This window comes from Synechococcus sp. NOUM97013 (assembly GCF_014279815.1).
Lineage (GTDB): Bacteria > Cyanobacteriota > Cyanobacteriia > PCC-6307 > Cyanobiaceae > Synechococcus_C.
The window spans coordinates 158,544-170,799 of record NZ_CP047941.1 but is presented as its reverse complement, the minus strand read 5'-3'; the positions used below and the strand labels follow the sequence as shown (position 1 = coordinate 170,799).

The 12,256-nt window shown below is 62.8% G+C and carries 11 protein-coding genes and 1 pseudogene; 9 read left to right on the top strand and 3 right to left on the bottom strand.

Features of this window, described 5'->3' with window-relative positions:
• Positions 1-4: 4 nt before the first annotated feature.
• Positions 5-187 carry an NAD(P)H dehydrogenase subunit NdhS gene (locus SynNOUM97013_RS00825; protein ID WP_186480384.1) on the bottom strand — a complete coding sequence of 61 codons (183 nt, stop codon included), beginning with the start codon at positions 185-187 and terminating at the stop codon, positions 5-7.
• 68 nt (positions 188-255) lie between these two features.
• Between SynNOUM97013_RS00825 and rimM the strand changes: the two genes are divergently transcribed.
• From rimM to rfbB, 6 genes and pseudogenes are all read left to right on the top strand, one after another.
• Positions 256-816, top strand: coding sequence for a ribosome maturation factor RimM (rimM, locus tag SynNOUM97013_RS00820; protein ID WP_186481336.1), 561 nt, complete (start codon positions 256-258; stop codon positions 814-816).
• Positions 817-1,012: 196 nt separating this feature from the next.
• Positions 1,013-2,101, top strand: a complete 1,089-nt coding sequence (gene gmd, locus SynNOUM97013_RS00815; protein WP_186480383.1) for a GDP-mannose 4,6-dehydratase — start codon at positions 1,013-1,015, stop codon at positions 2,099-2,101.
• 14 nt (positions 2,102-2,115) lie between these two features.
• Positions 2,116-3,129 carry a GDP-L-fucose synthase gene (locus tag SynNOUM97013_RS00810; RefSeq protein WP_186480382.1) on the top strand — a complete coding sequence of 338 codons (1,014 nt, stop codon included), beginning with the start codon at positions 2,116-2,118 and terminating at the stop codon, positions 3,127-3,129.
• 259 nt (positions 3,130-3,388) lie between these two features.
• A pseudogene (locus SynNOUM97013_RS00805) lies at positions 3,389-3,589 on the top strand (PRC-barrel domain-containing protein); the annotation flags it as partial.
• A 65-nt stretch (positions 3,590-3,654) separates the two neighbouring features.
• On the top strand, positions 3,655-5,118 hold the full coding sequence (locus SynNOUM97013_RS00800) for a mannose-1-phosphate guanylyltransferase/mannose-6-phosphate isomerase (RefSeq protein ID WP_186480381.1): 1,464 nt from the start codon (positions 3,655-3,657) through the stop codon (positions 5,116-5,118).
• Between the two features lie 11 nt (positions 5,119-5,129).
• Positions 5,130-6,248 (top strand): dTDP-glucose 4,6-dehydratase, encoded by a 1,119-nt coding sequence (gene rfbB, locus SynNOUM97013_RS00795; protein ID WP_186480380.1) that lies wholly within the window; start codon positions 5,130-5,132, stop codon positions 6,246-6,248.
• Here the strand turns inward: rfbB and glmS are convergent.
• Positions 6,235-8,139: a glutamine--fructose-6-phosphate transaminase (isomerizing) gene (glmS, locus tag SynNOUM97013_RS00790; protein ID WP_186480379.1), complete on the bottom strand. Its 1,905-nt coding sequence runs from the start codon at positions 8,137-8,139 to the stop codon at positions 6,235-6,237. The genes rfbB and glmS overlap by 14 nt on opposite strands.
• 65 nt (positions 8,140-8,204) lie before the next feature.
• Positions 8,205-8,450 (bottom strand): photosystem I iron-sulfur center protein PsaC, encoded by a 246-nt coding sequence (gene psaC / locus SynNOUM97013_RS00785; protein WP_006850103.1) that lies wholly within the window; start codon positions 8,448-8,450, stop codon positions 8,205-8,207.
• A gap of 151 nt (positions 8,451-8,601) precedes the next feature.
• Here psaC and acpP point away from each other — a divergent pair, with 151 nt between their 5' ends.
• From acpP to tkt, 3 genes are all read left to right on the top strand, one after another.
• Positions 8,602-8,844, top strand: a complete 243-nt coding sequence (acpP, locus tag SynNOUM97013_RS00780; RefSeq protein ID WP_066910276.1) for an acyl carrier protein — start codon at positions 8,602-8,604, stop codon at positions 8,842-8,844.
• Positions 8,845-8,855: 11 nt separating this feature from the next.
• A complete protein-coding gene (gene fabF, locus SynNOUM97013_RS00775) occupies positions 8,856-10,103 on the top strand; it encodes a beta-ketoacyl-ACP synthase II (RefSeq protein ID WP_186480378.1) in 1,248 nt (415 codons plus the stop codon).
• A gap of 86 nt (positions 10,104-10,189) precedes the next feature.
• Entirely contained in the window at positions 10,190-12,199 is a 2,010-nt protein-coding gene (gene tkt, locus SynNOUM97013_RS00770; protein WP_186480377.1) for a transketolase, read from the top strand.
• Positions 12,200-12,256: the final 57 nt, after the last annotated feature.

Below are 12,256 nucleotides of genomic sequence, written 5' to 3'. Positions count from 1 at the left end.
GGCCTCAGTCGGCGCTGAGATCGCGCAGGCGCAGGGTCACGAGCTTGTCCCAGTTGCCGCCTTCAAACAGCACAGCGGCGCGGTCGTCGCTGATGCGCTGCACAAAGCCGGTGTAGCCGTTGTAAATGGAGCGGGGATCCACCACCTTCACCGTGGCACCAGGCAGGATTGGAGCGGCGGAAGCCATGGCAAAGGATCGGTCAGACCCCCAGTATCGCGCGGAAGGATGATGAGGTGGCGACTGCTCTTGCGGCCATGACCAACGCCAGCACCTCTGCGGCTCCCACGTCCGCTGACGACTGGCTGCCGGTGGGCAAGGTAGTAGCCGTGCAGGGGCTCAAAGGCGAGCTGCGCATCAACCCCGCCAGTGAATTTCCCGAGCGCTTCACCGAGCCCGGCACCCGCTGGCTGAAAGCCCGGGGCAAGGCCCCACGAGAAATCGAGCTTAAAAGTGGCCGCCAGCTGCCGGGCAAGAGCGTGTTTGTGGTGCGCTTTGCGGGGGTCGACAGCCGCGACGCGGCAGAAGCTTTAGTGGGCCAAACCTTGATGGTGCCGGCGGACGATCGCCCCGAACTGGAGGAGGGCGAGTTTCACCTGCTCGACTTGGTGGGCTTAGAGGCGCGCCTCAGCGCCGAGGGGGAAGCGATCGGCAGCGTGAGTGATCTGATCAGCGGCGGCAACGAACTGCTGGAGATCAAAACCCCCGACGGCCGCACCCTGATGGTGCCGTTCGTGGAGGCGATCGTGCCGGAAGTGCACCTCAACGACGGCTGGCTGTTGGTCACCCCACCACCAGGGTTGCTGGAGCTGGGCTAAGAGATCGGAACTCGGCTGCCATCGACGCAAAGATCCCACATGTCCAGGGTGGCCAAAAAGTTGGTGGCTGACCAGGCGGCTATCGCGAAAGCGGATTCCATCACAATCGTTTTTGGAGATACGAGCTCTGCATGCATAGACCACTTCTCTCGTCACGATGTCTGCAGATGACTGAGTCGGGCATAAATTCACTTTCATGAAAAAGGCTCTCATCACTGGGATTACTGGACAGGACGGCTCCTATCTCGCTGAGCTGCTCCTGAAAAAGGGCTACGCCGTCCACGGCATCAAGCGCCGTGCATCCTCCTTCAACACCACCCGCATCGATCACCTTTACCAAGATCCGCACGAACTAGATCCGCGCCTCACCCTCCATTACGGCGATCTCTCCGACGGCAGCAACCTTCAGCGCATCATCGAGCAGGTGCAGCCCGATGAGATCTACAACCTCGGCGCCCAGAGCCATGTGGCCGTGAGTTTCGAGGCCCCTGAATACACCGCCAACGTCGACGCCCTCGGCACCCTGCGCATCCTCGAGGCCGTGCGCATCTGCGGCCTCACAGCAAAAACGCGCATCTACCAAGCTTCCACCTCCGAGCTCTATGGCCTCGTGCAGGAGGTCCCGCAAAAGGAATCCACCCCCTTTCACCCCCGCAGTCCCTACGGCGTGGCCAAGCTTTACGCGTACTGGATCACCATCAATTACCGCGAGGCCTACGGCATGTTTGCCTGCAATGGCCTGCTGTTCAATCACGAGAGCCCCAGGCGCGGTGAAACCTTCGTGACCCGCAAGATCACCCGCGGCCTGGCCCGCATTGATGCCGGCCTCGACCAGTGCCTTTACATGGGCAACCTCGATTCCCTGCGCGACTGGGGCCACGCCCGCGACTACGTCGAAATGCAGTGGCGGATGCTCCAACAGGACACCCCAGAAGACTTTGTGATCGCCACCGGCCGCCAGGAATCAGTGCGCCGCTTCATTGAGCTCGCCGCCCAGGCCCTCGGTTGGGGCCAGCTCCAATGGGAAGGATCAGGGCTCGAGGAAACCGGCCGCCGCAGCGACACCGGCACCATCGTGGTGCGCATCGATCCCCGTTATTTCCGCCCCGCGGAAGTAGAGACCCTGCTCGGAGATCCCACCAACGCCCGCGAGAAATTGGGCTGGACGCCCACTACCACCCTGGAAGAACTGGTCAAAGAGATGATCGCTGTCGACCAGGAGGAAGCCCGCAAAGAGGCCTATCTGCAAGCAAACGGCTTCCAAGTGGTGGGAACACGGGAATAACAGACGCTTCCGCCATGTCTCTCCTCCACCCCAGCGACAGCATCTTCATTGCCGGTGCCCGCGGCATGGCCGGCAGCGCCATCAGCCGCGCCCTGATGCGCAAGGGATATGGCAATCCAGCCCAGGGTGGCGCAATGCTCACCCCCACACGGCAGCAGCTCGATCTGCTCGATGGCCAGGCCGTAAGGCACTGGATGCAGGCGAACAAACCCGATGTAGTGGTGTTGGCGGCCGCCACCGTCGGTGGCATTGAGGCCAACCGCAGCCGACCCGCCGATTTCCTGCTGCAGAACCTCAGCCTCCAGACCCACGTGATGGAAGCAGCCTGGCGATCTGGAGTAAGGCGGCTGCTGTTTCTTGGCAGCAGTTGCATCTACCCCAAATTTGCTGAGCAACCGATCCGCGAGGAAGCACTGCTCACCGGCACTCTGGAGCCCACTAATGAGTGGTACGCCATCGCCAAAATCGCGGGAATCAAGCTCGCGGAGGCGCTGCGCCGCCAGCACGGCTTTGATGCCATAAGCCTGATGCCCACCAATCTCTACGGGCCCGGCGACAACTATCACCCCACCGGCAGCCATGTGCTGCCCGCCTTGATTCGCCGCTTTTATGAAGCCAAAGAATCAAACGCCCCATCCGTGACCTGCTGGGGCAGCGGCACGCCGTTGCGTGAATTCCTCCACGCCGATGATCTGGGAGAAGCCTGCGTGTTTGCCCTCGAGCACTGGTCAGCTCTGGCCCCTGATGCACCCAAAGATGATCAGGGCGCACCACTTGCCTTCCTCAATGTAGGCACAGGCATCGACCTCAGCATCCGCGAACTCGCCGAGCAGATATCCGAAGCGGTTGCATACGACGGAACCATTCATTGGGACACCAGCAAACCCGACGGCACCCCAAAAAAACAGCTCAATGTGAGCCGCATGGCCGCCCTTGGCTGGTGCGCTCGCATCCCCCTGGCAGAGGGTCTGCCTCTGGCAGTTCAAGATTTTGAACTGCGGCTCACGAACGACCAACTAAGACAGTAATAGGTTTAAAAAAGATCATTTATTTCCAATTTGCGATTCACTCAATACCGAAGCCAGCCAACAGCCAAGCAATTTAATTGATGAGACATACAAACATTTATACCAAACAGAATTTGATCATAATTCGCCGTATTCAGAGCTGTAGATTGACCAGAATTCCAATAACATTTTCAAGCGCGAGGACTTTGCGAATGTTCCTGCTGACGTGACCTGAGCAGGCAGGCCTGTCTGTATCTGGTGGGGTTGGAGGCCAGGCTCATTGGAGGCCAGGCTCAGCGCCGACGGGGAAGCGATCGGCAGCGTGAGTGATTTGATCAGCGGCGGCAACGAACTGCTGGAGATCAAAACCCCCGACGGCCGCACCCTGATGGTGCCGTTCGTGGAGGCGATCGTGCCGGAAGTGCACCTCAACGACGGCTGGCTGCTGCTCACCCCACCGCCGGGGTTGCTGGAGCTCTGACTCCCTCCCATGGCCGCCAGAGTTTTATTGCGAGAGAATGGCGGGCACCTCACCCAGCGCGTGCCGTGACCAGCCCTCTGATTCCGGTGATTCTCTGCGGCGGCACCGGCACACGCCTCTGGCCCCTCTCCCGCGCCAGCTACCCCAAGCAGTACTGGCCCCTGGGCGGCAACGGGGAAGACACCCTGCTGCAGCAGACCCAGCAGCGCCTGGAGGGCATTGAAGCCCTGGGAGCGCCGCTACTGATCTGCAACGACGACCACCGTTTCATCGTGGCCGAGCAGATGCGCCAGATCGGCGTGGAGCCAGGCGCCATCCTGCTGGAGCCCATGGGACGCAACACCGCGCCTGCGGTCGCCGTGGCCGCCCTGCAGGCCACAGCCCGCGGGGAGGATCCGCTGCTGCTGGTGCTGGCCGCCGACCATGTGATCCGTGAGGGTGCGCAGTTCCGCGCCGCCATCGATGCCGGGCGCAGCGCCGCTGAAGCCGGGCGCCTAGTGACCTTCGGCATCGTGCCCACCGCACCGGAAACCGGCTACGGCTACATCGAAGCCGCCGAACCCCTGGAGGCCGGAGCGCTCACGCCAGTGCCGATCGCCCGGTTTGTGGAGAAGCCCGATCGCGCTACTGCCGAGCAGTTCCTGGAAAGCGGCCGCTTCACCTGGAACAGCGGCATGTTCCTGTTCAAAGCCAGCGCCATGCTGTCGGAACTGGAACGCCTGGCCCCGGAAGTGGTCAGCTGCTGCCGCGCCGCCCTGGAGCAGGAGGTGGCTGATCTCGATTTCCTGCGGCTGGAGCGAGAAGCCTTTGCCAAGTGCCCCAACGTGGCCATCGACGTGGCCGTGATGGAACAAACCCAGCTGGGCTCCGTCTTGCCGCTTTCAGCCGGCTGGAGCGATGTGGGCAGCTGGAGTGCCCTCTGGGAGACGGCCGATCGTGATGACGACGGCAACGTCCTGCGTGGCCGCGTGATCAGCGAGGACAGCCGCAACTGCTACCTGCGCAGCGAGCACCGTCTGGTGGTGGGTCTGGGCGTGGAAAACCTGGTGGTGGTGGAAACCGACGATGCCGTGCTGATCGCCGACCGCAGCCAGGCACAGAACGTGAAAACGGTGGTGAAGCAGCTGGAAGCCGACGGCAGCCCTGAAGGCAAGGCCCACCGCAAGATCTACCGCCCCTGGGGCCACTACACAGGCGTCGTGGAAGACAGCCGCTGGCAGGTGAAGCGCATCTCCGTCAAACCCGGCGCCAGCCTTTCACTGCAGATGCACCATCACCGCGCCGAGCACTGGATTGTCGTCAAAGGCACTGCGTTGGTGGAACGCGATGGAGAGTCGGAGCTGATCGGTGAAAACGAAAGCACCTTTATTCCCCTTGGCTGCAAGCACCGGCTCAGCAACCCCGGGCGCATTCCGGTGGAACTGATCGAGGTGCAAAGCGGTGCCTACCTCGGCGAAGACGACATTGTGCGCTTTGAGGATGGCTACGGGCGCCAGAGCATCATGGACCCCACCTTGAACGTCGCCTGATGACGACTCCAATGTCGCCTGCCACCCCGAACGCCTCCTCGCTTCTTGGGCATCGCCAGCGCATTCTGGTGACCGGCGGGGCGGGTTTCATCGGCGGCGCTGTGGTGCGCCGACTGTTGAGCGACAGCGACGCCATCGTGTTCAACCTCGACAAAATGGGGTACGCCAGTGATCTCACCTCCATTGAGGCCGTTCTGAGCGAACTGCCCAATGAGGGGGTCGGGCGCCATCATCTTCAGCGCGTGGACCTCAGTGATGCGGCGGCGGTGGAGGCAGCGGTCCGCGAAGCCGACCCTGATTTGGTGATGCACCTGGCCGCAGAGAGTCACGTCGACCGCTCGATCTCCGGCCCTGGCGTCTTCATCGAGAGCAACGTCACCGGCACGTACAACCTGCTCCAGGCCGTGAGGGCGCATTACGAGCGCTTGAGCGGATCGCGCCAAGAGGATTTCCGGCTGCATCACATCAGCACGGACGAGGTGTTCGGCTCTCTGGGTGCCGAAGGGCGCTTCTCGGAAACCACGCCCTATGACCCACGCAGTCCGTATTCAGCCAGCAAGGCCGCAAGCGATCATCTCGTCCAGGCATGGCACCACACCTACGGGCTGCCCGTGGTTCTGACCAACTGCTCAAACAATTACGGCCCCTGGCAATTTCCAGAGAAACTGATCCCTGTGGTCACGCTGAAAGCAGCAGCCCGAGAGCCCATCCCCTTGTATGGAGACGGCCTCAATGTGCGCGACTGGCTCTACGTCGAAGATCATGTGGATGCGCTGCTGCTCGCCGCTTGTCAGGGAGAACCCGGCCGCAGCTACTGCGTCGGCGGACACGGCGAAGCCACCAACAAACAGGTTGTCAATCGCATCTGTGCTGAGCTCGACCAACTCAATGCCAACAACGCGCCCCACGCCGACCTGATCACACCGGTGACCGACCGACCAGGCCATGACCGGCGCTACGCCATTGATCCGTCCCGCATCAGCAGCGAACTGGGGTGGCAGCCGCGACACAGCGTGGAAGAGGGTCTTGCCGCCACAGTTCGTTGGTACATCGACCATCAGGACTGGTGCCAACAGGTTCGAGCGCGCGCCAGCTATTCCGGCGAACGCTTAGGCCTCACTCCACAGTGACGCTCTTGGCGAGATTGCGGGGCTGATCCACATCCAGTCCCCGGTGGGCAGCGATGTGATAGCTGAGCAATTGCATCGGCACCACGGTGAGCAGCGGGCTGATCCACTCGCTCACTTCAGGCACCGGCAGCAGTTCGTCGAACAGCTCAGTGTCAGCACAGATCGGTGCCACACCGATCAACTGGGCATCGCGAGCTTTCGCCTCCTGGGCATTGCTCAGCACCTTCTCGAACACCACGCCCGGCACCGCGATCGAAATCACCGGCACGTGGGTATCGAGCAGAGCGATCGGCCCGTGCTTCATCTCACCGGCGGGATAGCCCTCGGCATGGATGTAGCTGATCTCCTTGAGCTTTAGCGCTCCTTCCAGGGCGATGGGGTAGTTGATGCCCCGCCCCAGGAAGATCACATCCTGGGTTTCCGCGAAGCGATGGGCCATGGCCTCCGAGCGCTGATCGTGCTGCTGCACCAGGGCGCTGAGCTCCTTAGGCAAGCCGCGCAGCTCCGTCACTAAAGCGGCGATCTCGGCCTCGCTGCGGGAGCCGCGGCGCGCGGCGAAGGCCAGAGCCAGCGCATAGAAGGCCAACAATTGGCCCAGGAAGGTCTTGGTGGCGGCCACACCCACCTCGATGCCGGCGCCGATGTCGAGCAGGTGCGTCACTTGCCGTGCCAGAGAGCTTTCCGGACGGTTGGTCACCCCCAGCTGACGGGGGGCATAAGCAGGTTCCCCTTGGGCCCGGCGCCGTTCGGCATCCATGGCCAGAGCCGCCAGCGTGTCGGCGGTTTCACCCGACTGAGTGACGCCGATGGTGAGCGTGTTGGGGGCCAGCGGCGGCGGGGCGTAACGGAATTCACTGGCGTAATCCACGCTGGTGGGCACACCGGCGAATTGCTCGAGCAGGTAGGCACCCACTTGGGCCGCATGGCGACTGGTGCCACAGGCCAGGATCTGGATGCGATCGATGCCGGCGTAGAAGTCATCGTCGAAGGGCAGCGCCACGGGATTGTTTGCCGGCAGGCCCTGCGGCAGGTGGCGTTCCACCCACAACCGTGCCGTGTCGGGCTGCTCATGGATCTCCTTGAGCATGAAGTGACGGAACTCCCGCTTGTCGGCCACGTGCTCCTGGCCGCTCAGCAGGGTGGGACTGCGCTGCTGGCGCTCACCCTCGGCGTTGTAGAGCTCGATTCCCAGAGGACTCAACAGCGCCACTTCGCCGTCCTCCATCGGCAGGATGGTGCGGGTGAAGCCGGCCAAGGCGGGGGTGTCGCTGGCGCAGAGAAACTCACCTTCGCCGAGACCGATCAGCAGCGGGGCTGCCTTACGCGCCACCACCAGCGCTCCGGGCACCTCAGCCCAGAGCACCGCCAAGGCATAGGCCCCCTGCAAGCGCGGCAACACCGCCTGCACAGCCGCCAACAGTGTGCTGCCATTCGCAGGCTCACCAGCGGCACTGCGCCGCTCCAGCTCGGCCGACACCAGATGCGGAATCACCTCGGTGTCGGTGTCGGAGCGAAACGTGACCCCGGCCGCCGTGAGCTCATCGCGGAGCAACCGGTGGTTTTCGATGATGCCGTTCTGCACCACTGCCACGCGGCCGCTGCCGTCGCGGTGGGGATGGGCGTTGTGCTCTTCCGGCTTGCCATGGGTGGCCCAGCGGGTGTGGCCGATGCCGCAGAAGCCTGGAGCCCCCTCCTGATCCACCCGTGCGGTGAGATTCACCAGCTTGCCCTTGGCGCGCACGCAATGAAGCGCGCTTGCCGCCTCGGCCCCGGAAACATCAATCGTGGCGATACCTGCGGAGTCGTAGCCGCGGTATTCCAGCTGACGCAGGCCTTCCAACAGCAGCGGCGCCGCCTCCCGGGAGCCAATCACCGCAACGATTCCGCACATACAAAAAAGCCCGGCAATGCCGGGCGGAGCTTATGAGTTGTTGAACAAAAAACCGATCGGAGTGATCAGTACGCCAGACCCATGCTGCGGGTGGTCTCGTCACCCAGGTAGACGCGAATGCTGAGGAAGTCCGTGGGGCAAGCGGTTTCACAGCGCTTGCAACCCACGCAATCTTCGGTGCGAGGGGAAGAAGCAATCTGGCCGGCTTTGCAACCGTCCCAGGGAACCATCTCGAGAACGTCGAGAGGACAAGCGCGCACACACTGGGTGCAGCCGATGCAGGTGTCGTAGATCTTGACGGCGTGGGACATGTACCCGTCTCGGTGCAGAGGACTTGCGGTCAACGTACCCGGGGTGAATGCTCCTGAGGCCAAGCTCGCGCTCTGCCGTCACTGTTGTTAACGACGAGCGAGGGTGGGGCCGAGGCCAGCCCGTAAGATGCGGCGTCCCGTCTTCACGGCCATGTCCCAGGAAGCGATCCTCGAAAAAGTCCGTTCGATCGTGGCGGAGCAACTCAGCGTTGACGCCGGCGAAGTGAAGCCGGAGTCGAATTTCCAGAACGATCTCGGCGCTGACTCGCTTGACACAGTCGAGCTGGTGATGGCCCTGGAGGAAGCCTTCGACATCGAAATTCCCGACGAAGCAGCTGAAGGCATCGCCACCGTCGGCGACGCCGTCAAGTACATCGAAGACAAGCAGGCCTGAGGATCGGCAGCATGGTGGAGGGTCTCCAACGCGTCGTGGTCACTGGCCTCGGCGCGGTGACACCGATCGGCAACAGCGTTGCCGAGTATTGGTCTGGCCTCACCTCAGGCCGCAATGGCGTGGCGTCGATCACTCTGTTCGATGCTGAAAAGCACGCCTGTCGTTTTGCCGCCGAGGTGAAGGACTTCGATCCCACAGGCTTCCTTGAACCCAAGGAGGCCAAGCGCTGGGATCGGTTCTGCAAATTCGGTGTCGTCGCCGCCAAACAGGCCCTCGCTGACGCTGGCCTCGCAATCACCGAAGCCAACGCCGATCGCATCGGCGTCAGCATTGGCTCCGGCGTGGGCGGCCTGCTCACCATGGAGACCCAGGCCCACGTGCTGGAGGGCAAAGGCCCCGGCCGTGTCAGCCCGTTCACTGTGCCGATGATGATCCCCAACATGGCCACTGGCCTGGCGGCGATCGCTCTAGGCGCCAAAGGTCCCAGCTCCGCGGTGGCCACTGCCTGTGCCGCGGGATCCAATGCCATTGGCGATGCCTTCCGTCTGCTGCAGATGGGCAAGGCCGACGCCATGGTTTGCGGCGGCGCGGAATCCGCCATCACCCCGCTGGGCGTGGCCGGTTTTGCCAGCGCCAAGGCCCTGTCCTTCCGCAACGACGATCCCGCCACCGCCAGTCGCCCCTTCGACAAGGAGCGTGATGGCTTCGTGATCGGCGAGGGTGCCGGTGTGCTGGTGCTGGAAACCCTTGAGCACGCTGAAGCACGCGGCGCCACGATCCTGGCCGAAATGGTGGGCTACGGCACCACATGCGATGCCCACCACATCACCTCACCGACCCCCGGTGGCGTGGGCGGAGCCGCAGCCATGCGACTCGCTCTGGAAGACGGTGGTCTGAGCGCCGACAGCATCGACTACGTCAATGCGCACGGCACCAGCACCCCTGCCAATGACAGCAACGAGACCGCGGCGATCAAAAGCGCTCTCGGCAGTCGGGCCCACCAGATTCCGGTGAGCTCCACCAAGTCGATGACCGGTCACCTGCTGGGTGGTTCCGGCGGCATTGAAGCGGTGGCCTGTGTGCTGGCGCTCCAGCATCACGTGGTGCCTCCCACGATCAATCACGCCAATCCCGATCCCGAATGTGATCTGGATGTCGTGCCCAACACCGCCCGTGAGCTCAAGCTGGGCACGGTGTTGTCCAACTCCTTCGGCTTCGGCGGCCATAACGTCTGCCTCGCCTTCCGACGCATGAGCTGAATCCATCGGTCTGGCCCGTTCTGCGGTGCCCTTGACCCGTTGTTTCAGACTGCTCGTACTCCTTACCGATTTACAACTCCCACGTCATGGTCGCTGCGCCCGCTTCTGTCGACACCCTTTGCATCAACAGCATCCGCATGCTGGCGGTTGATGCCATCAACAAATCCAACAGTGGCCACCCCGGCCTGCCGATGGGCTGCGCCCCGATGGGTTACGCGCTGTGGGACAAGTTCCTGAAGCACAACCCCAAGAATCCCAAGTGGTTCAACCGCGACCGCTTCGTGCTGTCAGCCGGTCACGGCTGCATGCTGCTGTACGCGCTGCTGCACCTCACCGGTTACGACTCGGTGACCATCGACGACATCAAGCAGTTCCGTCAGTGGGGCTCCAAGACTCCAGGTCACCCCGAAACCTTCGAAACCCCTGGCGTTGAAGTGACCACCGGCCCCCTCGGCGCTGGTATCTCCAACGCTGTGGGCCTGGCCATCGCCGAATCCCACCTGGCCGCCAAGTTCAACAAGGCCGACGCCACCGTGGTTGATCACTACACCTATGTGGTGATGGGTGACGGCTGCAATCAGGAGGGCGTGTCCTCCGAGGCTGCATCCCTGGCGGGTCACCTGAAGCTGGGCAAATTGATCGCCCTCTACGACGACAACAGCATCACCATCGACGGCCGCACCGATGTGTCCTTCACCGAGGACGTACTGAAGCGCTACGAGGCCTACGGCTGGCACGTCCAGCATGTGGCCGAAGGCAACACCGATGTGGATGCCATCGCCAAGGCGATAGAAGCGGCCAAGGCTGTTACCGACAAGCCGTCGATCATCAAGGTGACCACCACCATCGGCTATGGCTCCCCCAACAAGGCCGACACTGCCGGTGTGCACGGTGCTGCTCTGGGTGAAGAGGAAGCCGCGCTAACCCGTCAGCAACTGAACTGGAACTACGGCCCCTTCGAGGTGCCTCAGGAGGCCTATGACCAGTTCCGCCAGGCGATTGAGCGTGGTGCCAGCCTCGAAGCCGAGTGGAACCAGACCCTCGCCGCCTATCGCACCAAGTACCCCAGCGAAGCCGCTGAATTCGAGCGGATGCTGCGCGGTGAGCTGCCCGAGGGCTGGGATAAGGGTCTGCCCACCTACAGCGCCGAAGACGGTGGCCTGGCTACCCGCAAGCACTCCCAGATCTGCCTGGGTGCCCTGGGCCCCAACCTGCCTGAACTGATCGGCGGCTCCGCCGACCTCACCCACTCCAACTACACCGACATCAAGGGCGAAACCGGCTCTTATCAGGCCAGCAGCCCCGAAAAGCGCTACCTGCACTTCGGTGTGCGCGAGCACGCCATGGCGGCGATTCTCAACGGCATCGCTTACCACAACAGTGGTTTGATCCCTTACGGCGGCACCTTCCTGGTGTTTGCCGACTACATGCGCGGCTCCATGCGCCTCTCGGCCCTGAGTGAGCTGGGTGTGATCTACGTGCTCACCCACGACTCCATCGGTGTGGGCGAGGACGGCCCGACTCACCAGCCGATCGAGACCATCCCCTCCCTGCGGGCAATGCCGAACATGCTGGTGTTCCGCCCTGGCGACGGTAACGAGACCAGCGGTGCTTACAAGCTGGCCATCCAGAACCGCAAGCGCCCCAGCTCCCTCTGCCTCAGCCGTCAGGGAATGGCCAACCAGGCCAACTCCTCCATCGACAAGGTGGCCCTCGGCGGCTACGTGCTCGAAGACTGCGAGGGCACCCCTGAGCTGATCCTGATCGGCACCGGTACCGAACTTGACCTCTGCGTCCAGGCTGCCAAGCAGCTGACCGCTGAAGGCAAGAAGGTGCGCGTGGTCTCCATGCCCTGCGTGGAACTGTTCGACGAACAGAGCGACGCCTACAAGGAAGAAGTGCTCCCCAATGCCGTGCGCAAGCGCCTCGTGGTGGAAGCCGCTGAATCCTTCGGCTGGCACCGCTTCATCGGCCTCGATGGCGACAGCGTCACCATGAACCGCTTCGGCGCCTCCGCTCCTGGCGGCACTTGCCTGAAGGAGTTTGGTTTCACCGTCGAGAACGTTGTTGCCAAGTCCAAAGCACTGCTCGACTGAAACCCCTCCTGATCTCAATTCAATCAGGACAGTCATCATCAACCTTCAATCCCCTGG